This window comes from Achromobacter sp. Root170, assembly GCF_001428165.1.
GTDB lineage: Bacteria > Pseudomonadota > Gammaproteobacteria > Burkholderiales > Burkholderiaceae_B > Achromobacter > Achromobacter mucicolens.
Window position 1 is genome coordinate 1224617 of record NZ_LMHN01000001.1, and the last position, 23618, is coordinate 1248234.

The 23618-nt window shown below is 67.2% G+C and carries 21 protein-coding genes; 11 read left to right on the forward strand and 10 right to left on the reverse strand.

Annotated features, from left to right (window positions below; genetic code table 11):
• Nucleotides 1-33: 33 nt before the first annotated feature.
• From ASD87_RS05625 to ASD87_RS05650, 6 genes are all read left to right on the forward strand, one after another.
• A complete protein-coding gene (locus tag ASD87_RS05625) occupies nt 34-1380 on the forward strand; it encodes a D-serine ammonia-lyase (RefSeq protein WP_056318241.1) in 1347 nt (448 codons plus the stop codon).
• A 48-nt stretch (nt 1381-1428) separates the two neighbouring features.
• Entirely contained in the window at nt 1429-2409 is a 981-nt protein-coding gene (locus ASD87_RS05630; protein ID WP_056318244.1) for a tripartite tricarboxylate transporter substrate binding protein, read from the forward strand.
• Between the two features lie 12 nt (nt 2410-2421).
• The gene (locus ASD87_RS05635) at nt 2422-3945 is read left to right on the forward strand and encodes an amidase (protein ID WP_056318247.1); all 1524 of its coding nucleotides are present in this window, start codon (nt 2422-2424) and stop codon (nt 3943-3945) included.
• Between the two features lie 300 nt (nt 3946-4245).
• Entirely contained in the window at nt 4246-5373 is a 1128-nt protein-coding gene (locus ASD87_RS05640) for a TRAP transporter substrate-binding protein (RefSeq protein WP_056318248.1), read from the forward strand.
• A 127-nt stretch (nt 5374-5500) separates the two neighbouring features.
• Entirely contained in the window at nt 5501-6124 is a 624-nt protein-coding gene (locus tag ASD87_RS05645; protein WP_056318251.1) for a TRAP transporter small permease subunit, read from the forward strand.
• Nucleotides 6121-8109, forward strand: coding sequence for a TRAP transporter large permease subunit (locus tag ASD87_RS05650; RefSeq protein ID WP_056318254.1), 1989 nt, complete (start codon nt 6121-6123; stop codon nt 8107-8109). Before ASD87_RS05645 ends, ASD87_RS05650 begins: the two co-directional genes overlap by 4 nt.
• 30 nt (nt 8110-8139) lie before the next feature.
• Here the strand turns inward: ASD87_RS05650 and ASD87_RS05655 are convergent, their stop codons facing one another.
• Both ASD87_RS05655 and ASD87_RS05660 read right to left on the reverse strand, forming a co-directional pair.
• Nucleotides 8140-8628 (reverse strand): DUF6882 domain-containing protein, encoded by a 489-nt coding sequence (locus tag ASD87_RS05655; RefSeq protein ID WP_056318255.1) that lies wholly within the window; start codon nt 8626-8628, stop codon nt 8140-8142.
• 129 nt (nt 8629-8757) lie between these two features.
• Nucleotides 8758-9507, reverse strand: a complete 750-nt coding sequence (locus ASD87_RS05660; RefSeq protein ID WP_056318256.1) for an SDR family oxidoreductase — start codon at nt 9505-9507, stop codon at nt 8758-8760.
• 102 nt (nt 9508-9609) lie between these two features.
• Here ASD87_RS05660 and ASD87_RS05665 point away from each other — a divergent pair, with 102 nt between their 5' ends.
• Together ASD87_RS05665 and ASD87_RS05670 are read left to right on the forward strand one after the other, a co-directional pair.
• The gene (locus ASD87_RS05665; RefSeq protein ID WP_056318259.1) at nt 9610-10527 is read left to right on the forward strand and encodes a LysR substrate-binding domain-containing protein; all 918 of its coding nucleotides are present in this window, start codon (nt 9610-9612) and stop codon (nt 10525-10527) included.
• A gap of 78 nt (nt 10528-10605) precedes the next feature.
• Complete coding sequence (locus tag ASD87_RS05670) at nt 10606-11406, forward strand: DUF169 domain-containing protein (protein ID WP_056318262.1); 801 nt, start codon at nt 10606-10608, stop codon at nt 11404-11406.
• On the opposite strand, the gene ASD87_RS05675 is transcribed toward ASD87_RS05670, so the two are convergent.
• Nucleotides 11397-12308 carry a LysR family transcriptional regulator gene (locus tag ASD87_RS05675; RefSeq protein WP_056318267.1) on the reverse strand — a complete coding sequence of 304 codons (912 nt, stop codon included), beginning with the start codon at nt 12306-12308 and terminating at the stop codon, nt 11397-11399. The genes ASD87_RS05670 and ASD87_RS05675 overlap by 10 nt on opposite strands.
• Before the next feature lie 100 nt (nt 12309-12408).
• Between ASD87_RS05675 and ASD87_RS05680 the strand changes: the two genes are divergently transcribed.
• Both ASD87_RS05680 and ASD87_RS05685 read left to right on the forward strand, forming a co-directional pair.
• Entirely contained in the window at nt 12409-13617 is a 1209-nt protein-coding gene (locus tag ASD87_RS05680) for a CynX/NimT family MFS transporter (protein WP_056318270.1), read from the forward strand.
• Nucleotides 13618-13743: 126 nt separating this feature from the next.
• On the forward strand, nt 13744-14412 hold the full coding sequence (locus ASD87_RS05685) for an HAD family phosphatase (protein ID WP_056318273.1): 669 nt from the start codon (nt 13744-13746) through the stop codon (nt 14410-14412).
• Between the two features lie 14 nt (nt 14413-14426).
• Here the strand turns inward: ASD87_RS05685 and ASD87_RS05690 are convergent, their stop codons facing one another.
• From ASD87_RS05690 to ASD87_RS05705, 4 genes are all read right to left on the reverse strand, one after another.
• Entirely contained in the window at nt 14427-15584 is a 1158-nt protein-coding gene (locus ASD87_RS05690) for a nitronate monooxygenase family protein (protein ID WP_056318276.1), read from the reverse strand.
• A gap of 121 nt (nt 15585-15705) precedes the next feature.
• Complete coding sequence (locus ASD87_RS05695) at nt 15706-17094, reverse strand: tripartite tricarboxylate transporter permease (RefSeq protein ID WP_056318279.1); 1389 nt, start codon at nt 17092-17094, stop codon at nt 15706-15708.
• Nucleotides 17091-17615, reverse strand: a complete 525-nt coding sequence (locus tag ASD87_RS05700; RefSeq protein ID WP_056318283.1) for a hypothetical protein — start codon at nt 17613-17615, stop codon at nt 17091-17093. The genes ASD87_RS05695 and ASD87_RS05700 overlap by 4 nt, the downstream gene beginning before the upstream one ends.
• Before the next feature lie 70 nt (nt 17616-17685).
• Entirely contained in the window at nt 17686-18975 is a 1290-nt protein-coding gene (locus ASD87_RS05705; RefSeq protein WP_056318800.1) for a hydroxymethylglutaryl-CoA reductase, degradative, read from the reverse strand.
• 131 nt (nt 18976-19106) lie between these two features.
• Between ASD87_RS05705 and ASD87_RS05710 the strand changes: the two genes are divergently transcribed.
• Complete coding sequence (locus ASD87_RS05710; RefSeq protein ID WP_056318801.1) at nt 19107-20525, forward strand: PLP-dependent aminotransferase family protein; 1419 nt, start codon at nt 19107-19109, stop codon at nt 20523-20525.
• On the opposite strand, the gene ASD87_RS05715 is transcribed toward ASD87_RS05710, so the two are convergent.
• The 3 genes from ASD87_RS05715 to ASD87_RS05725 form a co-directional block, all read right to left on the reverse strand.
• The gene (locus ASD87_RS05715; protein ID WP_056318288.1) at nt 20516-21343 is read right to left on the reverse strand and encodes an anaerobic ribonucleoside-triphosphate reductase activating protein; all 828 of its coding nucleotides are present in this window, start codon (nt 21341-21343) and stop codon (nt 20516-20518) included. The two genes, ASD87_RS05710 and ASD87_RS05715, sit on opposite strands and share 10 nt — an antisense overlap.
• Complete coding sequence (nrdD, locus tag ASD87_RS05720) at nt 21309-21491, reverse strand: anaerobic ribonucleoside-triphosphate reductase (protein WP_056318292.1); 183 nt, start codon at nt 21489-21491, stop codon at nt 21309-21311. Before nrdD ends, ASD87_RS05715 begins: the two co-directional genes overlap by 35 nt.
• Before the next feature lie 93 nt (nt 21492-21584).
• Nucleotides 21585-23579: a ribonucleoside triphosphate reductase gene (locus ASD87_RS05725; RefSeq protein WP_056318295.1), complete on the reverse strand. Its 1995-nt coding sequence runs from the start codon at nt 23577-23579 to the stop codon at nt 21585-21587.
• Nucleotides 23580-23618: the final 39 nt, after the last annotated feature.

A 23618-nucleotide genomic window follows, 5' to 3' on the forward strand; every position in this document is an offset into this window, starting at 1 on the left:
GCATTCCTTGCGCTCTCATTCGCTAGCACAGCCATGTTTCAATCCGACGCTCCCTCCAAATCCCCCGTTCTGGATTCGCTCCGTCAAGCAAAGCCGGTGCTGTGGACCGGCCCTGAAACGCGTGCGGCTGCTGGGCCGGGCGCGCACTTCCTGATGGACCAGGTGCTGTCCGCGCAAGAGCGCTTTGCGCGGTTTGCGCCGCTCTTGGCGGAATTGTTTCCCGAGCTGGCCGCAACGGGCGGCGTGATCGAGTCGCCGCTGTTGCCCGCCGCCGCCATGCAGGCGGCCATGGGCCTGCCGCAGGACGCGGGCCGGTTGTGGATCAAGGCAGACCACGCGCTGCCGGTGGCCGGGTCGATCAAGGCGCGGGGCGGGATCCACGAGGTGCTGGAATTTGCCGAATCCTTGGCCATGCGTGAGGGTGTACTGCGCCAAGGCGACGACTACCGCAAGCTGGCCGGCCCCGAGGCCCGCGCCGTGTTCGGCCGTTATCAGGTCGCCGTGGGGTCCACGGGCAACCTGGGCTTGTCGATCGGCGTGATCGCGTCGGCGCTGGGTTTCCGTTCGGCGGTGCATATGTCGGCCGACGCGAAGGAATGGAAAAAGGCGCGGCTGCGCGCGCGCGGGGTCGAGGTCGTCGAGCACGCGGGCGACTACGAAAAGGCCGTGGCCGCGGGCCGGGCGCAGGTCGAAGTGGATCCGTTCGGTTATTTCGTGGACGACGAGCGGTCGGCGTCCCTGTTCATGGGCTACGCCGCCGCCGCGCTGCACCTGCGCTTGCAATTGGGCGAAGCCGGCGTGCGGGTGGATGCCGAGCATCCGCTCTTTGTCTACCTGCCTTGCGGCGTGGGCGGGGCGCCGGGCGGCATCGCGTTCGGCCTGACGCAGCTTTTCGGCCCCCACGTGCATTGCTTCTTTGCCGAGCCGGTGCAGTCGCCGTGCTTTTTGGTGCGAATGATGGCGGGCCGCGGCGAACTGCCGGGCGCGCCGGCGTCCGCGTCGGTGTACGACGTGGGTCTGACCAACGTGACCGAGGCCGACGGCCTGGCGGTGCCGACGGCCTCCGAACTGGCCTACGCGGCCGTGGGCGCGCAATTGCGCGGGGTCTACACCGTGGAAGACGACACCTTGTACGCGGACCTGGCGCGCCTGAAGGACAGCGAAGGCCTGCGCATCGAACCGTCCGCCGCCGCGGGGTTCAGCGGCCCCCGCCATCTGTGCGGCACCGATGCCGGCCGGGCGTGGCTGCGGGCGCAGGGCCTGCAGGCGCACCTGCCGCAGGCCACGCATCTTGCCTGGACGACGGGCGGGCTGTTCGTGCCCGACGAAGAATATGACCGATTCCTGAGCCGTGGGCGTTCGCTCACGGCCGGCAACTAGGCGCCGGCAGACGCGCCGCATCTCCACCACCTACCATCGAGCACCGCCATGAAAACCTCGTTTCTTGCAGTCAGTCTCGCTTTTGCCAGCACCCTCGGCGCGGCCGCGCCCGCCGTGGCCCAGGACGCCTACCCCTCGCGTCCGCTCACGATGATCGTCCCGTTTCCGCCGGGGGGCGCCACGGACGTGCTAGGCCGCGTGGTGGCCCAGAAGCTGGGACAGGAACTGGGACGCACGGTCGTGGTGGAAAACCGCGCCGGCGCGGGCACGGTGATCGGCGCCAGCTACGTGGCCAAGGCCGCGCCCGACGGCTATACGCTGCTGGTGAGCTCGGGCACGACCTTCACGGTCAATCCGGCCATCCAGGCCAACCTGCCGTATGACCCGGTCAAGAGTTTCGAGCCCATCGGCATCGTCGGCCGCACCGGCCTGGCCCTCCTGGCCAACCCCAAGGTGCCGGTCAAGGACCTGAAGGAGTTCGTCGCGTACGTGAAGAATCCCGCGCATGACCAGCCGCCGTACGGCTCGTTCGGCACGGGCACGACCGCGCATTTCGTGGGCGAGGCGTTCATCTCCGCCGCCAATCTGAAAATGACGCACGTGCCGTACAAGGGCAGCGCGCCCGCGATGACCGACTTGATCGGCGGCCAGATTCCTTTCTCGGTCGACACCGTGGCTGCAGCGTTGCCGCAAAGCAAACAGGGCAAGGTCCGCGTGCTGGCGGTGTCCAGTCCCAAGCGTTCGGCCTTCCTGCCCGACGTGCCCACGTTCGCCGAACAAGGCTATCCCTCGGTCGCGATGGACACGTGGCTGATGGTCGCCGCGCCGCGCGGATTGCCCGCCGACGTGAAGACGCGTCTGGAGCAGGCGCTCAAGGCCACGGTGGAATCGCCCGAAGTGGTCAAGAGCCTGGAGGCGCAAGGCTTTGAGGCCGCCTTCGCCAGCGCCGCGGAAGGCGAGGCGCTGATCCAGAAGGAACTGCCCATCATGCGCGAAGTCGCGCAACGGGCCAACATCAAGATCGACTGAAGGAAGACGACGATGGCTTTGGACGACTCCCTGGTATCGCTGACCGCCGTTGAATTGCGGCGCATGATCGGCGCCCGCCAGCTTTCGCCGGTGGAACTGCTGGAAGCGTGCATCGCGCGCATCCAGGCCGTGAACCCGTACATCAATGCCGTCACCGCCACCGCCTTTGAGCGGGCGAGGGCGGAGGCCCGCGCGGCCGAGCGCGCGGTGATGGCGGGCGAGCCGTTGGGCCTCCTGCACGGTTTGCCGATGGGGGTGAAGGATCTGGAGCCCACGGCCGGCGTGCTGACCACCTACGGTTCGCCTCTGTATCGCGGCCACGTGCCGGACGAGGACATCGAACTGGTCGCGCGCCTGCGCCGCGCCGGGGCCATCGTCGCCGCCAAGACCAACGTGCCCGAGATGGGCGCGGGCGCCAACTCGCGCAACACGGTGTGGGGCGCTACCGGCAACCCCTTCAATCCCAACCTGAATGCGGGCGGTTCGTCGGGCGGTTCGGCCGCCGCCCTGGCCAGCGACATGCTGCCGGTCTGCACGGGCTCGGACACGGGCGGCTCGCTGCGCATTCCCGCGTCCAAGTGCGGCGTGGTCGGATTCCGGCCATCCCCGGGCATCGTGCCCAGCGTGCGCAAACCGCTGGGCTGGACGCCGATCTCGGTGGTGGGACCGATGGGCCGCACCGTGGCTGACGCCTGCCTGCAGATGGCGGCCTCCGCCGGCCCGCACGCTGGCGATCCGCTCAGCTATCCGCTGGACCCGCTGCAATTTTTGAACCCCGGCATCGCCGACCTCGGCTCGCTGCGTGTGGCCTACACGGAAGACTTCGGCGCGTGCGACGTGGACGACGGCATCCGCGCCACCTTCCGCGAAAAGATCGCGGCCATGCGTCATCTGTTCGCGGCCTGCGATCCGATCGACCTGGATGTCGGTGAGGCCCATCGATGCTTTGACGTGCTGCGTGCCGAGGCCTTCGTCGCCGGCATGCGCGACGCGTACGAGAAGGATCCGTCCAGCCTGGGCCCCAACACCCGCGCCAACTTCGAGATGGGCGCGGCGATGAGCTTGAAGGACTGCGCATGGGCGCAGGCCGAGCAGACACGCCTGATCAAGCGTTTTCAACGCGCTTACGACGATTACGACCTCATCCTTTCGCCCACGACGCCCGTGTCGCCCTTCCCGTGGACGCAGTTGTACGCGGACAAGATCAACGGCGTCGCCCAGCAGAACTATTACCGCTGGCTGGCACTGACCTATGTCGTCACGCTGACCACGCACCCGGCGCTTACCTTGCCTTGCGGGCGCGATGCGAACGGCATGCCGTTCGGCCTGCAGATCGTGGGCCGCTTCCGTGGCGACCTTCAGGTGCTGGCCGCGGCGCAGGCAATGGAGCAGGCCTTCGCGGGCACGGACGCGCTGCGTCGTCCGCGCCCCGACCTGGCCGCGCTGCGCCCGGCGGAACCGGCGCTGACGTCGATCGTGACGGCCCCGCCGCTGCTCGATGGCGGCGGTGAGGCGGGGTCGGTGTCGGCGGTGTAGCGCACCGTCATCACGCTGCGGGCCTCGCACGGGCCCGCGCCTGGTCAGCAACAAGGCCAGCACGCCGCAACACGCGGTTTGCTGGCCTTTCGCTATTACGGCCTAGTCCGTCTTCTAGGGTTATTCCTGACTAAAAGCTGATTGTCAGCCGTTTGTCAGGAAGGTTTAATCACTCCAAAGTTGCGCATCAGACGCATCAGACGGCAGACGAAAGCCCATCGCAGGCCGTTCGCGCCGCACCCTTGCAGCCGTAGTAACTACACGCTGGTCCATGTAGTCCACCCCAGGAGACAACAAGCCATGCAACACGTTACAAAGCCCCGCCGCCGCAAGTTCATCTCCGGCGCCGCCGCCGCCGGCGCTGTGGCGCTAGGATTTCCCGCCATCACCAAGGCGCAGAACGCACCCATTTCCTTCCGGTTCCAGAGCACCTGGCCCGCGACCGACATCTTCCACGAATTCGCCCGCGACTACGCCAACAAGGTCAACGAGATGGCCGGCGGCCAGTTGAAGATCGAAGTGCTGCCCGCGGGCGCCGTGGTCAAGGCGTTCGATCTGCTGGACGCGGTTTCGGCGGGCACGCTGGACGGCGGCCACGGCGTGGTGGCGTACTGGTACGGCAAGAACACGGCCGTGGCGCTGTGGGGGTCGGGTCCGTCGTTCGGGATGGATGCCAACATGCTGCTGGCGTGGCACGAATACGGCGGCGGCAAGGAGCTGTTGGTCGAGATTCAGAAGGCCATGGGCGTGAACGTGCAGTCGCTGATGTACGGACCGATGCCGACCCAGCCGTTCGGATGGTTCAAGCGGCCTGTCACGAAGGTCGAGGACGTCAAGGGCGTGAAGTTCCGCACCGTGGGCCTGGCCATCGACATGTACACGGCGATGGGCGCGGCCGTGAACGCGCTGCCGGGCGGTGAAATCGTGCCGGCGCTGGACCGGGGGCTGCTGGATGGGGCGGAATTCAACAATGCCTCGTCGGACTTGGCGCTGGGTTTTCAGGACGTGTCCAAGATCTGCATGCTGCAGAGCTTTCACCAAAGCGCCGAACAGTTCGAGGTGCTGTTCAACAAGGCAAAGTACGACGCCTTGCCGGAACACCTGAAGCACATCCTGAGCTATGCCGCGCAGGCCTCCAGCGCGGACATGTCCTGGAAGGCGGCGAACCGCTACTCGCAGGACTACATCAAGCTGCAGAAGGATCACAACGTCAAGTTCTACAAGACGCCGGACGCGATCCTGCAGCAGCAGCTCAAGATCTGGGACGAGATGATCGCCAAGCGGTCGGCCGAGAACCCGCTCTTCAAGAAGGTCCTGGATTCGCAGCGCGCGTTCGCCGAGCGGGTGGGGCGCTGGCACGGCGACACCACGGTCAATTACCGCATGGCTTACAACCACTACTTCTCGCGTAGCACCAAGCCAGCCTGACGCGGTTTCACGCAGGCAACGCGCGCCGCCGTGCCGGCGCGCGGCGCCTCGCCATGCGTGTCCAGGGTCCGTGCGCGTCAGCGGCAGGATAGCCGTTGCGTTAGCGGGCCCGACTCCAGGACCTTCGATGATCCGAATCGTACGTTTCATAGACAGCATCTCCACCCTGGTGGGCAAGACGTTTGCCTGGCTGATCGTGGTGCTGACGCTGCACGTGTGCTGGGAAGTTGCCGCACGCTACATCCTGAACCAGCCCAGCGCCTGGGCCTTCGACCTGCAGATGATGTATTACGGCATCCTGTTCATGATGGCGGGCGCCTACACGCTGGCCAAGAACGGGCATGTGCGCGGCGACATCCTGTATGGCTTTCTGCCGCCCCGCGTGCAGGCCGGCCTGGACCTGCTGCTGTTCATCGTCTTCTTCTTTCCCGGCGTGATCGCCCTGGTGTGGGCCGGCTGGTATTACGCCGGCTATTCCATCGCCATCCGCGAACATTCGTCGCTGATGGCCAACGGGCCGCCCATCTATCCCTTCAAGGCCTTCATTCCCGCCGCCGGCGCGGTCCTGCTGCTGCAGGGCGTGGCCGAGGTCATGCGCTGCATCCTGTGCCTGAAGCAAGGCGACTGGCCGTCGCGCGAAGAGGACGTCGAGGAAGTGGACGTCGACAAGCTCAAGGAGATGGTGCACGTGAAGGACGAAGACATCGCCCAGCTCGATCGTTACGTCACACCCGGGGAGTCGAAGCGATGAAAGTCCACAAGGCTTTGTGGTTTGGCCTGTCGTGCATCGCGCTGGTGCTCCTGATGATCGCGTTCCTCACGCCGTGGGACAACCTCACCACCGGTCATATCGGGCTGCTGATGCTGGCCCTGATCGTGGTGGCGATCATGCTGGGATTTCCGACCGCGTTCACGTTGATGGGCATGGGCGTGCTGTTCACGTTCCTGGCGTACTACATGCAGAGTTCGGACCCGGGGCGGTCCCTGGGCCAGACGCTGGATCTGATGGTGCAGCGCACGTACGCCACCATGACCAACGACTCGCTGATCTCGATCCCGCTCTTCGTGTTCATGGGCTATCTGGTCGAGCGCGCCAACCTCATTGAAAAGCTCTTCCGGTCGATGCACCTGGCGCTGGCGCGGCTGCCGGGCGCGCTGGCGGTCGCAACGCTTGCCACCTGCGCCATCTTCGCGACGGCCACGGGGATTGTCGGGGCGGTGGTCACGCTGATGGGGCTGCTGGCGATGCCGGCGATGCTCAAGGCCGGCTACAGCGTGCGCCTGACGGCCGGTTCCATCACGGCGGGCGGGTGCCTGGGCATCCTGCTGCCGCCGTCGGTGATGCTGATCGTGTACGGCGCGACCACGGGCGTGTCGGTGGTGCAGCTGTATGCGGGCGCGCTGTTTCCCGGCATCATGCTGGCCATCCTGTACATGGTCTACGTCATCATCGTGGCCAAGCTGCGGCCCGACATGGCGCCGCCGCTGCCTGAGAACGAACGCGGCGTGCCGCTGCCGCCCGGGACGGCGGCGCTGGCGGCCGGGCCTTACACGCGCGCCGTGTCCGGCATGCTGGCCGCGATGTTCAAGGGCCGGCGCAACAGCGCGGTGTCGTTCGGGTACCTGACGCGCAACATGGCCATGGCGTTGACGCCGCTGGTCGTCACCGTGCTGATGCTGGCGGTGGTGCACCACGCACTGACCAAGCCGCCCGAGGTCTACGAGATTCCCGCTGAATTGCGCCTGGGCTCCAGCGACTTCGATTCCGGCTCGGGGCTGAGCGAGCCGCCCGTCGATGGGCTGGCCGAGCCGCCCTCGAACGACCTGGCCGAACCGCCTTCCAACGAGCTGGCCGAACCCCCTGGCAGCGCGCCCGCGGCGTCCGGCCTGAGCGAGCCGCCCGGCACGCCCGCCGCCCAACCGCCAGCCGGCGCCGCAGCACCCGCGCAATCCGGCGCGGCCGCCGAGGCCGAACCCCGGATCGCTGCGCCCACGGGCTTCTGGATCTTTGCGGGCATATGCGCGGTGATTCTGGCGGTGTTCTACGCCGCGCTGACGTGGGCTCGGCTGGAAATCTTCAAGATGCTGATGGGCTCGTTCTTCCCGCTGGCGGTCATGATCGCGGCCGTGCTGGGGTCGATCGGCTTCGGCCTGGCCACCCCCAGCGAGGCCGCCGCGATGGGCGCGATGGGCGGGGCCTTGCTGGCGTTGGCCTATCGCCGGTTGAACCTGCCGGTGCTGCGCGAATCGGTGTTCCTGACGGCCAAGACCAGCGCCATGGTCTGCTGGCTGTTTGTGGGATCGTCCATCTTCTCGGCGGCGTTCGCCCTTTTGGGCGGACAGCGCATCATCGAGGAATGGGTGTTGTCCCTGGGATTGACGCCGATCCAGTTCCTGCTGCTGGCGCAGATCATCATCTTCCTGCTCGGCTGGCCGCTGGAATGGACCGAGATCATCGTGATCTTCATGCCGATCTTCGTGCCGCTGCTCAATACGTTCGGCATCGACCCGCTGTTCTTCGGCCTGCTCGTGGCGTTGAACCTGCAGACCGCGTTCCTGTCGCCACCGGTGGCCATGTCGGCCTTCTACCTGAAGGGCGTGTCACCGCCGCACGTGACGCTGAACCAGATCTTCCTGGGCATGATGCCGTTCATGGGAATCCAGGTCGTCGCCATCTTCCTGTTGTACATGTTCCCGGGAATCGGCATGTGGCTGCCGACGGTGCTGTACCGGTAGGGGGCGATACGGTGTCTGACACCTTGATTTTTACTGCCCGGACGCCGCCGACAGCGACACCTGGCCGAACGTCATCCACACCTGCGCGGTATCCGATGCCTGCGCGCGATACGTGCCGGAGGCTTCGCCCAGACGCATTGCGACGGCGGCGAACTCCCAGGCCAGGGAGTCGTCGCAATCGACCTTGCGCGTGGTGTAGGCTTGCAGCCCATGCGCGCGCCCGAAGGCCAGCGCCAGTTGCGCGTGCTCGGCCAGCTCGGCGGGCACGGACGGGTGGTCCCAGCCCCACAGAAAACTGCCATCCTTGCTGTTGGACGTGCCCACGATCTGCACCGGCGCGGTGGCAACGACGCCACCCGGAAGCTGGAATACGATCAGCCCACTGTCCATGTCCACCGACCACTGCTCGGCCTCATCCAGATGCCAGGTCGCGCAATGCGCCGTGGTGGCGGCCTGCATGCCTGCCATGCTTTGGGCGATGAAGGCCTGGACGTCGAAGGGCGTGGTGATGTCGGTCATGGGGGTCTGCCGTAATAATTTCAAAGGGTCAGAATGATAGGCCAGAGATTCTGTGTCTAGACGCAGAAGGACATAAACGTCCGTCTCGCGGCCCCTGGCACCACGCGGCCATCGCCCCGGCCGTCTGGCTTACAGCTGGCTCATGCCGCCGTCCGCGATGATCTCCGTGCCCACGATGAAGGCCGACTCGCGCGCGGCCAGGTGCAGCACGGTCGCAGCGATCTCCTGCGGCGTGCCGAAGCGGCCCAGCGGCACCTGCGCCTGGATGCTGGCGGCGGTCTTTTCCAGCGTGGCGGGATCCAGCCCCAGCTTGTTGTAGATGGGGGTGGCGACCGGCCCGGGGCTGACGACGTTGACCCGGATGCCGCGCGGCAGCCATTCGGCCGACAGCGTCTTGGCCAGGGAGATCAGCGCGGCCTTGCTGGCGGCGTAGATCGACGATGCCGGCATGCCGATGTGGGCGTTGATGGACCCGTTTAGCACGATCGACGCGCCCGTGTTGAGCAAGGGGTCCAGCGCCTGGAGCTGGAAGTAGACGCCCTTGACGTTGGTATTGAACGTCTGATCCCAGAGATCTTCCGTGGCGTCGGTCAGCGTCGCGAACTTGGCGATGCCCGCGTTAACGAAGACCGCATCCAGGCGCACGCCTGCCGATGCCAGGGCGCCCGCCAACGCGGCAGCCGCGCCGGGCGCGCCGGCCGTGTTCTGGATGGCCAGCGCGTTTGCGCCCAAAGCGGCGCGGGTCTTTTCCAGGGCGGCGGCGTCGCGGCCGGTGACGATGACGCGGGCGCCTTCGGCGGCAAAGGCTTGGGCGGCCGCAAGGCCGATGCCGCTGGTGCCGCCGGTGACCAGGACGGTCTTTTGTTCAAAACGGTTCATGATGGATTCCTTGGGAAGTGGGGATGAGGTGTAGCCATGTTGCGCCTTGCCCGGTGCTTTGTCGTACGATCTGGCGCATAAACACGTTCGAAGGAATCGCACATGTTGAGCCCGAATGAACTGGCGCTGCTGGAAGCCATCCGCGACAGCGGCAGCCTGTCCCGGGCAGCCGCGAAGCTGGGCAAGGCCCCGTCGTCGGTGTCGCACGCCGCCCGCCAGCTTGAGGAGCGCTTTGACGCCCTGTTGTTCGACCGCCGGGGCTACCGGATGCAACTCACGCCCGCGGGGCAGTTGCTGGCCGACGAAGCCGGGCGGCTGGCCCAGGACGTCAGCCGGCTGACGCAGCGGGTGCGGCAGGTCGCCAGCGGATGGGAGGACCGGCTGCGCATCGTCAGCGACGAAATCCTGGAATTCGAGCTCATGGCGCCGCTCATCCAGGCATTCGACAAGCTGGACTCGGGCGTGCGGCTGCGGTTCACGCACGAGGTGCTGGGCGGCACGTGGGAGGCGCTGCGCGAGGGCCGCGCGGACCTGATCGTGGGTGCCACCAACGAACCGCAAACCATGCCGAACCTGCAGTGGGCGGCGCTGGGCGAAATGGAGTGGCTGTTCGCCGTGTCGCCGCGCCATCCGCTTGCGCGCGCCAAGGCGCCGCTGCGCCAGGACCAGATCCAGCAGCATCGTGCCGTCGTCGTCGCCGACACGGCGCGCGGCGCGGCGGCTCGCGGCTACGGCGGGGTGGGCGGGCAGGCCACGCTGGCGGTGCCCAGCATGCGGGCCAAGATCCTGGCGCAGCGCGCCGGACTGGGGGTGGGCTGGGTGCCGCGGCACCGCGCGGCATCGCTCCTGGCGCGAGGCGAACTCGTGGAAATGGCCACGGAAACCCCGCGCGAACCGAACCTGCTGTACCTGGCGTGGCGCAGCGATCACGATGGACGCGCGCTGCGCTGGTGGCTGGACCAATTGCGCCAACCCCGGATGGCGGCGGCGCTGATGCGGGGCATCGACGGGTTCGCCTGACGCGTTGTAGTCTTAGCCGCGTGCGGCAGCCCCGGCGGACGGCCGGCCAGACCGCGTACAACAGTCCCAAGGACGAACATGGAAGAGACAAGACAGGAACCCCCGCTCGATTGGGCGGCGCTGGTCGACGACCTGAACCGGCTGCTGCGCCTGAAGACCATGGTCATCGGCATGAAGCTGTACGAGCACGAGGCGGACATGGCAGGCGTGAAAGGCCTGCGCCGGCCCCAGGCCACCCACACCACGGACCAGATCGTGGGCATGGCCGCGCGGCTGGGCTGGACGGTGGGCATCACGGGGGACGATCTGGTCGGCGCGCAATGCCGCGCCGTCATCGGGCTGGGCCCGCAGGACGAGGCATGGAAGCAGGGCAAGGAATACGTGGGCGTCTGGCACGCGACCGAAGCGGACGCTCGGGCGCGCCAGGAGGCCCTGTCCTGTGTGCCGGCCGGCAAGTACCGGGCGATGGTGGTGTCGCCGCTGGCATCCGGACGCCTGGACCCGCCCGACATCTGTCTGGTGTATGCCACGCCGGGCCAGATGATCATCCTGATCAACGGCCTGCAATGGAAAAACTACCGGCGCTTTGACTGGAGCGTCGTGGGCGAGACAGCCTGTGCGGATTCCTGGGGCAGGGCGCTCGCCACGGGCGAACCCAGCCTGTCGCTGCCCTGTTTTGCCGAGCGCAGATATGGCGGGGTGCCCGATGAAGAAATGCTCATGGCCCTGCCGCCGCGCTATCTGCCCATTGCCATAGAAGGTATGAAGGCGTTGTCGGCCAACGGCCTGCGCTATCCCATTGCGCCGTATGGCATTCAGAACGACGTGCGTGCAGGCATGGGCGTGAGCTACGCCCAACCTCCCAAGGCTCAGGGTTGAGCGCCGGCTTGCAGCGCCGCCGCCAGCGCGCGCGCGGCCGGCCCCAGCGGCCGGTCGATGCGGTGCGCAAGGTAGGTTTCCATGGCGATCTGGCTGTCGCGGCCCAGGCTGGCGGCGGGCACGCGCAGCAGACGGCCTGCGGCCAGATCGCGGGCCACCTGCCAAAGCGGCAGGCGGCCCCAGCCGAGTCCGGACAGGATCAGCGCATGCTTGGTGTCCTGTCCGCTGACGCGGCATGTCTGCGGCGACAGGACGGCGAAGTCGCGTCCTTCGGACAGGGGCGACGGATCGGATTGCACGATCTGCAAGTGATCCGCCAGATCCGCCGCCGCAAGCGCCTGCCCGGCGCGCGCGTTCTGCGCCAAGGGGTGCGAGGCGCCGACGACGGCCACCATCTGTACGGCGCCCAATGCCTGCACGGCGATGCGCGGATGCCTGAAATGTTCGCCGGCCAGAATGCCCAGCGTGTGCGTGCCGGCCAGCAGCGCCTCTACCGGGCCGCCCAGCGGCAGCACCGACACGCGCAGCGACACCGAGGGATAGGCGGCGCGCATCCGGTTGAGCGCCGCGCCCGCCTGTTCGATGGGAAAGAGCGTATCGATGACCAGCGACAGTTCCAGTTCCACGCCTTCGCCGAGCCCCTGGGCGCGGGCGCGCATCGCATCGACCCGCAAGAGGATGTCGCGCGCGTTGGCAAGCAGGGCCTGCCCCTGCGGCGTCATGACGGGACGATGGCCGGCGCGATCGAATAGCGGCACGCCCAGTTGCGCTTCCATGTTGGCGATGGCGTGGCTGACGGCGGATTGCACCCGGGACAGGCGCCGCGCGGCCGCACGAAAGCTGCCCGTGTCCGCCACGGCGGCGAATACGCGCAGTTGGTCCAGGGTCAGGGCATCAATCATATTGATCTATTTCTTCGATCAAAAACGTCAAAAGGTTATCACTTCGCGGGATCGGGTTTGCGCGGCATGATGCCGGAATTCCGGCAAAAACGAGGGCAGGATGGACAAGGTTGATGGGGTGGCGGCAGACAGCCGCGCAGCGGGACAACGTTGGGGCGCGGTGCTGGCCATCGTCGGCGCGGGCGTCGTGGCGGCGTTGCAGGTGGGTAAGGTCATCATTGCCGCGCCGCTCCTGCGCAAGGACATGGGACTGGATCTGGCCTCCATCGGCACATTGACGGCGGTGTTCTCGGTGCTGGGCATGGTGGGCGGCATCGCCGCGGGCGGCGTGATTGCACGTTTTGGCGCGCGGCGCATGCTGATACTGGGCCTGGCGGCCACGGCCGCCGGCACCGCGGCCGGTGCCCTGGCGCCGACGTACGGCCTGCTGCTCGGGTCGCGGATCGTCGAGGGACTGGGTTTCCTGCTCGTCACGGTAGCCGGCCCCGCGGCGTTGCAGCGCATCTTCGCGGGCGGCAGGCGCGACTTCGCCTTCGCGCTCTGGAGCTGCTACATGCCGGCCGGGATGGCGATTGCCATGCTTGCCTCGCAGGCGTTTGACGATTGGCATGCCTATTGGTGGTGCGCGGGCATTGCCGCCGGCGTGGCGCTGGTCAGCATCGCCGTGCTCGCGCCGCCCACGCCCCGGGGTGCCAGCCTGTCCTGGCAGGGGCTGCGCCAGGACACCGCCGACACCATGGGCGCGGCCGGCCCGGTGCTGCTGGCACTGTCCTTCACGCTCTACAGCCTGATGTTCTTCGCGCTGTTCACATTCCTGCCGGTGCTGCTGATGGAGCAATTGGGGCTGACGCTTGCCAAAGCCGGCCTGTACAGCGCCATCGCCAGCGCGGCCAATGTGGTGGGCAACCTGGGCGCAGGCGTGCTGCTGGCTCGCGGATGGCGCCGGTCCACATTGATCGCGCTGGCCAGTTCGGTGATGGCGGCCGTGGCGCTCCTGATCTTCGGATCGGCGCTGCCCGCCATGACCACCTTTCTGCTGTGCGTGCTGTTCTCGGCCGTGGGCGGACTGATCCCGGCCACGCTGCTGGGCACCGCGCCGCTGGTCGCCCCGCGTCCGGCGCTGACCGCCGCATCCGTGGGACTGGTCATGCAGGGCAGCAACCTGGGGCAGGTGATTGGACCGGTGGCCGTGGGCGGTGCGATCGACCGCTTTGGCTGGACGCCCGCCTCGTTCGTCGTCGCGGCCGCGGGTCTGGCGGGCGTGGCGGTTGCCTGGCGTCTGCGGCGCGTGAAAGGCGTCCGTCTTTGACGCGCGCTGGCCGGCACGTGCGCGCGGGGCCTCGCCTGCTTGCGCCGCCAGGCGCAGGTCATCCGGCCAGGTCGGCGCGGTAACCCGGCCGGCCTATCATGGAGCGCACGACACGATGGAGGTTGCATGCACACGTCCGCTCCACGCCTGGTGATCTTCGATTGCGACGGCGTCCTGATCGACAGCGAAATCATTGCCGCGCGCGCCCAGTCCCGCGCGCTGGCCGAACACGGCATCGCGATCACGCCTGAAGAGGCCGCGCAACGCTTCGCCGGCATTCCCGATGCGGACATGTGGCGCACGTTGCAGGCCGAAAACGCCTGCTCGCTGCCCGACGAATTTGCCGGGCAGTATGCCGACCGGCTGGAGCGCTCGTTCCGCACCGAGCTGCGCGCGCTGCCGCACGTGCATGAAACCTTGAAGGTCTTGCGCGAACGCGGCCTGGACCTGTGCGTGGCGTCCAGCAGCATGCCCGCCAAGCTTGAGGCGGCATTGAAGATGGTGGGTCTGTGGGAGATGTTTGCGCCCCACGTGTTCAGCACGGCGCAGGTCGCCAAGGGCAAGCCAGCGCCCGACATATTCCTGTATGCAGCGCGGCAGATGCGGGCCGCGGTGCTGGACTGCGTCGTGGTCGAGGACAGCGTGCCAGGTGTACGCGCCGCCCGGGCGGCGCGCATGCGGGCGGTGGGATTCGTCGGCGCCTCGCACAACGGGCCGCAGCAGCGGCAGCGGTTGCTGGACGAGGGCGCCTTTGAAGTGATCGATGATCTGCGGCGCCTGCCGGAGATCATCTGAGGGTTGCTGAGGCCTTAGGCCGCGGCGGGCATTTCGCCGTGCAGCAGGTAATCCATCAGCTCGCGCACCGAGCGCATTGCGCTGCCGAACGGCAGCTTGGATGCGCCGCGGAAGAACAGGCCGCGGCTGACTTCGCCGCGCATGGCGGCCGCAAGTTTCAGGTCGATGCAGAACTGGCCGAACTTGGCGATGCCGTCGCGCAGGCCGCATTGCGTCAGGCAGTCCATGCGCTGGCTGCAGCGGCGCGGATCGGCGCGGGTGTTGGCCTGAAGCGTGCCTTCCTGGCGCAGGTAGCGCGTGAGCCACGGCGTGGCGACCGCGCGGGCCGGCAGGCCGGCCACGCTGGTGAATTCCGCCAGTTGGGTGGGATCGGCGTCGATTAGCACGCGCTTGAAGTTTTCGTGGGCGTCGCCTTCGTGGGTGACGGCGAACGCGGTGCCGACCTGCACGCCGTCGGCGCCGTTGCTGAGCCAGTGCCGGACCTGTTCGTGGCTGCCGACGCCGCCCGCGACGATCAGGCGGGGCGCATCGCGGCCCAACTGCAATTCACTGAAGAGGGCGTGACATTCGGCCAGCACCTTCTTGAAATCGAATCGTTCGCTGTGCAGGTCGTCGAGCCGGGCCGCGCCCAGGTGGCCGCCCGCATATCCGGGGTGTTCGATGACGACCGCGTCGGCCAGGCGCCCCTTTTTCATCCATTTCTTCAGGACGGCGGCGACGCCGCGAGCCTCGGACAGAATGGGCACGAGCGCCACTTTGGGGAAGTCGGCGGTCATTTCGGGCAGGTCCAGCGGCAGGCCGGCGCCCATGACGATGGCCTCGGCGCCGCTTTCGCAGGCCTGGCGCACCAGCGCGGGGTGGTCGCGCACGGCCTTCATGACGTTCACCGCCACCAGGCCGCGGCCTTGCGCCGTATCCAGCGCGGCGCGCACTTCACGATGGAGGGCTTCGCGGTTGGCCGTGTCGATCGTGTCGCGGTCATTGCATTTTTCGGTTTTTTCCACGAGATCGGCGTGGTGATGGCGCAAATCGACGCTGGCAATGGTGCCCACGGCGTTCTGGCTGGCAACCGCGCCGGCCAGGCGATGGGCGGATACGCCAACGCCCATGCCGCCCTGCACGATGGGCAGCAACTCGCGTCCGGCGAGGGTGAGTGATTTGAACCACGTCATGATATGAGTCTTTCCTCTGGTCAAGAGACCAGAGGCTAGAGCAAGGTGGGGAGCGCCGCCTTGCGAAGGATCAAGTGGCGCGGCAATGGGCGGGGCTAAATGCCCGCCCATCCGTCACGCTTTATCCCAGCAGCTTGACGATCGCCGGCACCGAGAGCACGGCGGTGTAGTACCCCATGAACTGCACGCCGGTGTTGAAACCGAACAGGCGCGACAGCAGGCCGCCGATGAGGCCCATGGTCAGGATGACGAGCAGGCCCAGGAATTGGCCTTCCCAGACGCTGATCACGATGATCAGTCCCACGAACGTGGCGATGATGGCTTCGTGGCTGACACGGCGCGAGACGAACAGCGCGGCGCGGCGCGCGAAGTTCATGGCGAAGGGGTAGGACACGACCGCCGCCAGCAGCACCGCCAGCATGCCGTAGCCCAGGAATTCCCAGTGGTTCAGCAGGTTGTGCAGGTTGTGCGTCTGGCCCGTTGCCGCATCCACCGTAAAGCGAGGCGGCGCGTTAAAGAGCGGCGCCGCCGGTCCCGCGGCCACGGGGCTCAGGGGCAGCCCGAACGCGATCAGCGGAATCAGGGCCTCGGCAATGTAGGTGGCTTCGGTCACGCCGTTGCGCGCGCTGAGCACCGTGGTCAGGCGGTGATAGGCGTGCTTGACGCGCGAGCCCACCAGTTCGCCCAGCACGACCGTCATGGCGACCGGACTGAACACGAACGTGGCGCTGGAGACGGCCGCGGTGGCAAGCGTCCAGCGCGTCTGCACGCGGTCCATGACCTTCAACGGGTTCGGGAAGTAGCCCGACCAGCCCTTCACATCGGGCGCCAGCGAGAACGTGCGCACCTTGTCGCGCATCATCTTGCCGCGGCCTTGCGGCGAGAGGACAGTGAACAGGTCGGCGATCAGCGGGCCGATCGCAATGCCCAGGAAATAGCTGATGCTCAGCTTGACGCCGTATTTTGCCGTCAGGCTTTGCAGCGCAATGATGACCATGACGAACGGCACCAGCAGCGCCACGGCGGCCCAGCGTCCCGCGGAAAAATACGCGATCAGCAATGCGGCCGCCAGGAAGATCCAGGGGGCCGACTTGGTGATGGCGGCGCCGAACGGCGCAAGCAGCACGGCAAACAGCACCGCCAGCGGCACCGCGACAAAGGCCGCCACGATGGCGCCGGACACCATCTTGCGCAGCGCAATGTGCGGCACGCCCAGTTTGCGCAGCATGTTTGCATCCTGCAGCAATGGCGTGGCCAGCGTGTCGCCCGGGATGCCCAAGAGCGCGGTGGGCACGGCGTGCGTCATGTGCTTGGCCACCGCGCCCGCCAGGAAAAACGTGAAGACGCCGGCAGGCGGCACGCCCAGCAGCACCACCAGGAGGGTCAGCGGGGCCAGCGTGGTGGTTTCGTCGGTGCCGGACACCAGGCCGATGGCGGCGAACACCACCGCGCCCAACAGGCCCATGCCGGCAGCCACCATGATTTGTTCAAGCAGTGCGGGGTCGCTCATGCCAGTGCCTCCTTGGCGGCGCCGCGCCGCGCGGCGGCGGCATTGGCGGCGCTGTCTGTGATGCCATCGTTGACGCCATCAGGGGCGCCAGAGGCGGCCGTGGCCGCCGGCTGTGCGAACAGGTCGTATAGATCCAGTTCCTTCAGTTCGCGCACGACCGGCTCGGGCAGGTCCGCCAGCGTGCCCAGGCCGCCCGGCTGCTCGGCCAGTTCGGCCAGCACTTCGGCGCGCCAGGCGGGATCGTGCGTGGCGCTGCGCTCGATGACCTCGCGCTTGGGCGGAAACAGCCGTGCGCAGATCACGCCGGCCAGCACGCAGCCCGCCAGCCCGGCCAGCATGGCGTAGGCGTGCGCCAGCTCGGGCGAGGCGACCATGCCGCGCAACCAGCGGCTGGCGGTAAAGAAGCCCGCCACGCTGATCGTGATGCCGATGCCGATGGCCCAGGCCAGATGCCTGAGATCCACGGTGTCGCTCCAGACTTCAGCCAGGCGCGTGGAGGGCGCCGGGAGGCTTTGTTTCATGTCTCTCTCCTGTGTTTATCGGACGGCGCGCGTTGGGGGCCGGCGCCGTCTCGGATACCTGCCTTGCGGGTTATCGGGCTGCGCGCAGTTCCTCCAGCAAGGCCAGCGCGCGATCGGTGCGGACATCCTTTTCCGCCGCCATGCGCTTGGCGACCTCGTCGATCTCCGCGCCGGTTGCGCCCGCCACCAGGGCAATGTTGCGGGCATGCAGCGCCATGTGGCCGCGCTGGATGCCTTCAGTGGCAAGCGCGCGCAGCGCGCCCAGATTCTGCGCCAGGCCGACCGCGACGGCGACTTCGCCCAGCTCCTGCGCCGAGCGCACGTCCATGATCTTCAGTGCAAGGCGCGCCAGCGGATGGGTCTTGGTGGCGCCGCCCACCAGGCCCACGGGCATGGGCATTTCGATGGTGCCGACCAGGGCGCCGGAGGTGTCCTTTTCCCAGTGCGTCAGCGACGTGTAGCGGCCCGAGCGGCTGGCGTAGGCGTGCGCGCCGGCCTCGACCGCGCGCCAGTCATTGCCCGTGGCCACGATCACCGGGTCGATCCCGTTCATGATGCCCTTGTTGTGCGTGGCGGCGCGGTAAGGGTCGATGGCGGCGAACGTGTAGGCATCCAGCACGCCCTCGATGATCTCGGCCCCGCTGCGCTCCTTGGTGTCCAGCGTCTGCGGGGTCAGACGCACGCGGGCGCGGGCCAACCGCAGGTCGGCCAGGTTGGACAGGATGCGCAGCCGCACCGACCCGCCTACGATCTCCTCGACCAGCGGCGCCACGGCCTCGGCCATGGTGTTGACGGTGTTGGCGCCCATGGCATCGCGCACGTCGACGATCAGATGCATCACGATCATCGGGCCGCGCGGCGTGTCGGGAAAGACGTGCACTTCGATGTCCTGGCAGCCGCCGCCCAGTTCGATCAGCACCTTGTCGCGGCTGTTGGCCAGCGTCAGGATGCGCTCCCGCTCGCGCAGCAAGGCCAGGCGCGCGCCATGCGGGTCGGTCAGACCAAGCACCTGCACCTGCGCACGCATGAGGGGCCGGGTGCTGGATGTCTCGAAGCCGCCGCACTCGCGCGCCAGCTTGGCCATGAACGACGCGGCAGCCACGACGGACGGTTCTTCCACCGCCATCGGCACCAGCACGTCGCGGCCATTGACCTGGAAGTTGCCCGCCACGCCCAGCGGCAGCTCGAAAGTGCCCAGCACGTTTTCGATCATGCCGTCGGCGCGGGCAAGGCCCAGGGCGCCGGGCTCGGCGAGCAGGCGGCGCTCTTCTGCCGTAAGCGAGGCGGCGTCGGCAATGGCAGCGAGGCGTTGGGCGGGCGTGAGGGCCCGGAAGTTGGGCAGGCGTGAATCGGCCACGATGGCGTGTCTCCGTATAAGAATCGAGTGGCCCGATTCTAGGTAAACTGTACCGCTATTCAGAGGTACAGTTTGGGCAAACAGTACCATTGCACTGCACCAATTTTCGGCAACGCATTCATGGGGATCCCAACGTGGCAGACGCCAATCCGCCTGGCAGGCCGCAGCGCCCGGCGCCCATCGCCGAAAGCCTGGCCAACCTGATCGGCCAGCAGATCGCAGACGGCGTCTATCGCGCCGGCGACAAGTTGCCGTCTTTGCGCGAGCTGGCGCAATTGCACCGCTATGCCAAGAACACGGTCGTCGTGGCATTTGAAATGCTGGTGGCGCGCGGGCTGGTGGAGCCGCGGCGCGGCTCTGGCTTTTACGTGCTGGACGTCGACCATGCGCGCCCCGCGGCGGACGAGGAACCGGGGCAACTGAGCCGGGCGATGGATATCGTGTGGCTCATGCGCGAGCAGCTCAAGACCCAGCCGGACGCGGTTGCCGTGGGAGATGGATTTCCGCCGGTGGAGTGGCTGGCGGACATGCGCATGGACCGCTACCACCAGAAGGTGGTGCGCACGGGGCTCGGGGCGTTATTCCGCTATGGCAGCCGTTTCGGCTACGCGCCGCTGCGCGAAAGCCTGGTGCGCAAGCTGGGCGATGTGGGCATCAACGCCGCGCCGTCGCAACTGGTGCTTACGCATGGCGCCAACGAGGCCATGGACCTGGTGATCCGGTACTTCCTGCCGCCAGGGTCGACGGCGCTGGTGGATGACCCAGGCTACTACCCGCTCTTTGGCAAGCTGAAGCTGGCCGGGGTGCGGATGGTGGGTGTGCCGCGCTTGCCCGACGGGCCGGACGTGGTGGCGTTGGAAGCATTGCTGCAGCGCGAAAAGCCGCGGCTTTTCTTCACGCAATCGATCGCGCACAACCCGACAGGCTCGGACATGTCGCCGGCCAAGGCCTACAAGATCCTGCAGTTGGCAGAGCGCTACAACCTGATGGTGGTCGAGAACGATCCGCTGGCGGACTTCAAGCCCACGTCCTCCGTCCGGCTGTCGGCGCTGGATCAGCTTGAGCGCACGCTGTACATCGGCAGCTTCTCCAAGTCATTCTCGGCGGCGCTGCGCGTGGGCTTCATCGCCTGCAATGCGGCACTGGCCAGCGATCTGGCCGACCTGAAGGCGCTGGTGCATGTCAGCAGTTCCGAATACTGCGAACGCATGGTGGACGTGATGCTGCGCGAGGGCCATTACGAGCGGCATCTGGTGCGGCTGCGTCAACGGCTGGAAGCAGCGACCGGACAGGCCTTGCAGGTGCTGGACGCGCTGGGCGCCCACGTGTTTACGCGGCCAACCAGCTCGCTATACCTGTGGGTGGCGTTTCCGGGCGTGCCGGACTCGCTGACGCTGGCCGAGGCGCTGATGCCCGAAAAGGTCATCATGGCGCCGGGCCGCGTGTTCAGCGTGGACCCCAAGGCGGTGTCGCCGTGGTCACGCTGCAATGTAGGCGCCGTGGTGTCGCCGCGGTTTCATGCCACCCTGGCCGCGCACCTGGCTCAGCGATAGGCAAATTCCTCGAAGGTTTGCCGCAGCTCGGCCTGCGCCTGGTTGCTGAGCGCGCGCGCGACCGGGGCGCCGGGCGCGGCGCGTGCCGCCTGCACCGCAAACTGGCGCACGCCGCGGCGCGAGAGTTCGCGCGCCAGCGTCATCAGGCGCGGTTCGTCCAGCCAGTCCGGATGCCAGGTGATGCGGCATTCGAAGTCCGTGCCTGCCGATAGCAACTGCGTCAGGCACGCAAGCGCCGGGCGCTGCGAGTCGCGACGGCCCGTGATGTCGTCATAGCCCTTGGCGTCCGCCTTGATATCCATGCCCACCCAGTCCAGATGGCGCAGCACGTCGGCCAGCCGCAACGGATAGATGCCTGCGGTGTGCAGGCCCACGCGGTAGCCCATGCGTTTGATGTCGCGGATCATGGCGGGCAGGCGCGGTTCGCTCAAGGGCTCGCCGCCGGAGAACACGACCGCATCCAGGAGGCCCTTGCGGGTTTCAAGGAAGGCGCGGACTTCACGCCAGTCATAACGGGCGGCGCGCGTCTGCAGCTCGGTGTTGTGGCAATAGTGGCACCGCCACGGACACCCCGAGATGAAGACGACCGCCGCCAGCTGGCCCGGCCAGTCCACGGTGGAAAAGGGGACCAGCCCCCCGACCGCGGGCGAGTGCCGGGGCAGGGGCTGGATGACGGGCTGGGGCGGCGAGGCATAGGCTGGCCGGTCTGTCAGCAGGCGCACGGCCTGGCTGGCGGGCCGGCCGGCGCCGCCGGCCTGCGAAGCGCCCACGGGCGAGCCGTCTTCAGGCACTGCGTTCGACGAAGAAGCGGCGCTCATTGAATTCGCCCTGTTTGCCGGTGTTGAAGGAAGAAACCGGGCGGTGGTAGCCCATCACCCGGGTCCAGACTTCGCAGCGCACGCGCTGGCTGTCGTCCAGTTGGACGGCGGGAGCGGACGTGGCAGCGGGGGCGGTCAAGGTTTGCATGAGATTTCCTCGGGAGTGAATGCCGGACGCATGCCCGGCGGGTGAAGGACAGCGCGCGCCGGGAGGCCACGCGCCGGTCCGGGTCCGGAAACGCTACGCCGGGGTGCAGCAGGCCGATTGCTTGGCCAGCAGCTCCGCGTCGCACTTGGGGCAGAACTCGTGGTGCCCGGCCAGGTAACCGTGATTCGGGCAGATCGAGAACGTGGGCGTGACGGTGATGTAGGGCAGGCGGAAGTTGGTGAGCGCGCGGCGCACGAGCTGTTTGCAGGCCTCGGCGGTGGACACGGCTTCGTTCATGTACAGGTGCAGCACCGTGCCGCCCGTGTACTTGCTTTGCAGCGTTTCCTGCAGTTCCAGCGCGTGGAAGGGATCGTCCGTGTAGCCCACCGGCAACTGGCTGGAGTTGGTATAGTAAGGCTGCGCGTCCGTGCCCGCTTGCAGGATGCCGGGATAGCGCTTGCGGTCTTCGCGGGCAAATCGGTATGTGGTGCCTTCGGCCGGGGTGGCCTCCAGGTTGTAGAGATGGCCGGTTTCTTCCTGGAATTCGGTCATGCGCTGGCGCACGCGATCCAGCAGGCGCACGGCAAAGGCGTGGCCGGCGGGCGTGGTCACGTCTTCGGCGTCGTCGGTGAAGTTGCGGATCATTTCGTTGATGCCGTTCACGCCCAACGTGCTGAAGTGGTTGCGCAACGTGCCCAGGTAGCGGCGGGTGTAGGGGTAGAGCCCCTGGTCGATGTAGCGCTGCACCACCTTGCGCTTGGTTTCCAGGACATCGCGGCCCAGCGCCAGCAGATAGTCCAGGCGCTCCATCAGGCGTGCCTCGTCGCCGCGGCACGTATGGCCCAGGCGGGCGCAGTTCACGGTCACCACGCCGACCGACCCGGTCTGCTCGGCCGAGCCGAAGAGCCCGTTGCCGCGCTTCAAGAGTTCGCGCAGGTCGAGCTGCAGGCGGCAGCACATGGAGCGCACCATGTGCGGCTCGAGGTCGGAATTCAGGAAGTTCTGGAAGTAGGGCAGCCCATAGCGCGCCGTCATTTCAAAGAGGCGCTCGGTGTTCGGGTGGTCCCAGTCGAAATCCGGCGTGATGTTGTAGGTGGGGATGGGGAACGTGAACACGCGGCCCTTCGCGTCGCCGGCCATCATGACCTCGATGTAGGCGCGGTTGATCATGTCCATTTCGGCTTGCAGGTCGCCGTAGGAGAACGGCATTTCCTCGCCGCCCACGTACGGGATCTGGTCCTTCAGGTCGGCCGGGCAGGTCCAGTCGAAGGTCAGGTTGGTGAACGGCGTCTGTGTGCCCCAGCGGCTGGGCACGTTCAGGTTGAAGATCAGTTCCTGGATGGATTGCTTGACGTCCGCGTAGGTCATCGCGTCGCGGCGGATGAAGGGCGCCATGTAGGTGTCGAACGAACTGAATGCCTGCGCACCGGCCCATTCGTTCTGCAGCGTGCCCAGGAAGTTGACGATCTGGCCGATGGCGGCCGACATATGCTTCGGGGGCGTGGATTCGACCTTGCCCGGGATGCCGTTGAAGCCTTCGGTCAGCAACTGGCGCAGCGACCAGCCGGCGCAGTAACCGCTGAGCATGTCCAGGTCGTGGATGTGAATGTCGCCTTCGCGGTGGGCGTGGCCGGCTTCGGGCGTGAAGACGTTGGACAGCCAGTAGTTGGCGGTGACCTTGCCGGCCACGTTCAGGATCAGGCCGCCCAGGCTGTATCCCTGGTTGGCGTTGGCATTCACGCGCCAGTCGCGCTGTTCCAGATACTCTTCCATGGCGCTTTCGACGTCGACCAGCGTGTGGCGCAGGGAACGCAGGCGGGCGTGCTGCTCGCGGTGGACGATGTAGGCGCGCGCGGTGCGCCAGTGGCCCGCCTGGACCAGGGCTTCCTCGACGCGGTTCTGGATGGTTTCGACGCCGGGGCAGACATTGCCGTCCAGCTTTGCGATGACGGTACCGGTCAGGGCGCGTGCGCCTTGCAGGTCCAACTCCCCGGTGCTTTGGCCCGCCGCCGCCATGGCTTGCGCGATCTTCTCGCTATCGAATGCAACGACGCGGCCGTCGCGCTTGAGGATGTGTTGGATTTCCATTGTTGGCACCATATGTAGTGGAGTTCGAAAACTCTACCA

Coding starts and splice junctions, on each gene's coding strand:
- ASD87_RS05690 (WP_056318276.1), bottom strand. CDS start 15,584: ATGACGTGGTTCAAATCACTCACCCTCGCCGGACGCGAGTTGCTGCCC.
- ASD87_RS05700 (WP_056318283.1), bottom strand. CDS start 17,615: ATGAAACAAAGCCTCCCGGCGCCCTCCACGCGCCTGGCTGAAGTCTGG.
- ASD87_RS05695 (WP_056318279.1), bottom strand. CDS start 17,094: ATGAGCGACCCCGCACTGCTTGAACAAATCATGGTGGCTGCCGGCATG.
- ASD87_RS05630 (WP_056318244.1), top strand. CDS start 1,429: ATGAAAACCTCGTTTCTTGCAGTCAGTCTCGCTTTTGCCAGCACCCTC.
- ASD87_RS05715 (WP_056318288.1), bottom strand. CDS start 21,343: ATGAGCGCCGCTTCTTCGTCGAACGCAGTGCCTGAAGACGGCTCGCCC.
- nrdD (WP_056318292.1), bottom strand. CDS start 21,491: ATGCAAACCTTGACCGCCCCCGCTGCCACGTCCGCTCCCGCCGTCCAA.
- ASD87_RS05660 (WP_056318256.1), bottom strand. CDS start 9,507: ATGAACCGTTTTGAACAAAAGACCGTCCTGGTCACCGGCGGCACCAGC.
- ASD87_RS05670 (WP_056318262.1), top strand. CDS start 10,606: ATGGAAGAGACAAGACAGGAACCCCCGCTCGATTGGGCGGCGCTGGTC.
- ASD87_RS05675 (WP_056318267.1), bottom strand. CDS start 12,308: ATGATTGATGCCCTGACCCTGGACCAACTGCGCGTATTCGCCGCCGTG.
- ASD87_RS05725 (WP_056318295.1), bottom strand. CDS start 23,579: ATGGAAATCCAACACATCCTCAAGCGCGACGGCCGCGTCGTTGCATTC.
- ASD87_RS05685 (WP_056318273.1), top strand. CDS start 13,744: ATGCACACGTCCGCTCCACGCCTGGTGATCTTCGATTGCGACGGCGTC.
- ASD87_RS05655 (WP_056318255.1), bottom strand. CDS start 8,628: ATGACCGACATCACCACGCCCTTCGACGTCCAGGCCTTCATCGCCCAA.
- ASD87_RS05665 (WP_056318259.1), top strand. CDS start 9,610: ATGTTGAGCCCGAATGAACTGGCGCTGCTGGAAGCCATCCGCGACAGC.
- ASD87_RS05650 (WP_056318254.1), top strand. CDS start 6,121: ATGAAAGTCCACAAGGCTTTGTGGTTTGGCCTGTCGTGCATCGCGCTG.
- ASD87_RS05640 (WP_056318248.1), top strand. CDS start 4,246: ATGCAACACGTTACAAAGCCCCGCCGCCGCAAGTTCATCTCCGGCGCC.
- ASD87_RS05635 (WP_056318247.1), top strand. CDS start 2,422: ATGGCTTTGGACGACTCCCTGGTATCGCTGACCGCCGTTGAATTGCGG.
- ASD87_RS05645 (WP_056318251.1), top strand. CDS start 5,501: ATGATCCGAATCGTACGTTTCATAGACAGCATCTCCACCCTGGTGGGC.
- ASD87_RS05680 (WP_056318270.1), top strand. CDS start 12,409: ATGGACAAGGTTGATGGGGTGGCGGCAGACAGCCGCGCAGCGGGACAA.
- ASD87_RS05625 (WP_056318241.1), top strand. CDS start 34: ATGTTTCAATCCGACGCTCCCTCCAAATCCCCCGTTCTGGATTCGCTC.